1 protein-coding gene is annotated in these 1,870 nt (G+C 55.7%); it reads left to right on the top strand.

From position 1 onward, the window contains the following. Positions 1–563: 563 nt before the first annotated feature. Positions 564–1,790 (top strand): group II intron reverse transcriptase/maturase, encoded by a 1,227-nt coding sequence (ltrA, locus tag QWY20_RS18440; RefSeq protein ID WP_330130447.1) that lies wholly within the window; start codon positions 564–566, stop codon positions 1,788–1,790. Positions 1,791–1,870 lie beyond the last annotated feature (80 nt).

The following is a 1,870-nucleotide window of genomic DNA, read 5'->3' on the forward strand; positions in this document are numbered from 1 at the left end:
CTGGCCGGAAGACTTGGGGGTGGAAGTCCCCTGTGGGCCCGGTAAGGGGAACCACTAGCTGAACGGCAAGGGTGTCCACCGCGAGGTGAAATCTGAAGGAAGCCGAAGGCAAATCACTGGCCTGACGAACAGGAATCGCATACGAGGCGGTCACAGAGGGTGAGGTAGCAACGACTGCTAAAGCCCGATACTTACACGGAAACTGTGGACGTAAATGCGGCAGGTATAAGTGGGAAGGTCGCGCGCATTACCCTGGGAGATCTGTTGTCCTGCCCAAGGCTACTGATGCTGTGAGGTATCAGGATGGAGCAACAGAAGTCAGCAGAGGCCGTAGTAGGCTGGTCACCGCCAGTTGAAGGGCTGAACACAGGTTATAGATCGGAGCCGGTTGATTCGATGATGCAACATATCACAGCAAGAACGAGACGTTCACCCGACCCAAAACGCGAAGCCGGTAGCCTACGCGGGACGGTCAGGTTGTGCAGTGCGTCACGGCATCAGCAGGGACAACTTCGAGCGGGGCTGACATGGGCTTAATGTCAGCAATAACCGAACGGTCGAACATGCTGCAAGCTTACCACCGGGTGTGCCGGAACAAGGGTGCCCCGGGGGTGGACGGTGTGACCACAGGTGAGCTGAAAGGTTACCTGCACCAACATTGGCAGCATATCAAACAGCAATTGTTGGACGGCAGCTATCAACCGCAACCGGTGCGTAAGGTTGAAATTCCCAAGCCTGGAGGCGGCATGCGGATGCTGGGCATTCCATGCGTGATAGACCGTCTTATCCAGCAAGCGATGCATCAGATACTGAGCGAGCAGTTTGAGCCGATATTCTCACCGAACAGCTACGGATTCCGTCCGGGTAAGAGTGCCGCACAGGCAGTACATCAGGCCCGCGAGCATATGGGATCCGGCAAACGCTGGGTGGTTGACATCGATATGGAAAAATTCTTTGACCGGGTAAATCATGACATTTTGATGTCGCGCATTGCCCGTGTCATTGAGGACAAAACCGTACTCAAACTGGTACGCCGTTATCTTCAGGCAGGTATCATGGAGCATGGCATCACGACAGCGCGCACAGAAGGCACACCGCAAGGTGGACCGCTGTCACCGCTGCTGTCGAACATCCTACTGCATGAACTGGATATGGAACTGGAAAGGCGGGGCCTTAACTTCTGCCGCTACGCGGACGACTGCAATATCTATGTAGGCAGCGAACGCGCGGCGCACAGGGTGTTAGCCTCGATGACCCGGTTTCTTGAACAGCGCCTGAAACTTAAGGTCAATCGCGAGAAGAGTGCCGCCGACAGGCCGTGGAAGCGCAGCTTCCTTGGTTATACGGTATGCAGCCGGAAGTACAACATCCGGCTCAAAATTGCCGATAAAAGTGTAAAACGCTTCAAAGGCAACATCAAAGCACTGCTGCGCATGGCCAAAGGCTGGAGCATCCGTAAAACGGTGAGCGAACTGGCTCCCAGGCTGCGCGGATGGATAAACTACTTCCACCACGCGGACGCTAAAGGTATCTTCAATGAACTGGATGGCTGGCTACGCCGCCACCTTCGGAAGATCCTCTGGCGGCAGTGGAAGCAGGGAATAACCCGTGCGCGGATGCTGATGCGCCTCGGTATCGCCAAAGATCGTGCGCGACTGAGTACCACCAACGGGCGCGGCCCATGGTGGAACTCGGGAGCTTCGCATATGAATCAGGCGTTACCAAAGAAGCTGTTTGACAGACTGGGTTTGATATCGCTGATGGACAGGTACCATCAAGCTCAAACATAACCTGTGAACCGCCGTGGTACGGAACCGTATGCCCGGTGGTGTGAGAGGACGGAGGCCGTGAGGCCTCCTCCTACTCGATT

Origin of the sequence: Alkalimonas cellulosilytica (genome assembly GCF_036325985.1) — a bacterium.
Classification (GTDB): Bacteria; Pseudomonadota; Gammaproteobacteria; order Enterobacterales; family Alteromonadaceae; genus Alkalimonas; species Alkalimonas cellulosilytica.

Excerpts from the sequence above, each read along its gene's own strand:
- ltrA (WP_330130447.1), top strand. The coding sequence starts at position 564 with ATGCTGCAAGCTTACCACCGGGTGTGCCGGAACAAGGGTGCCCCGGGG.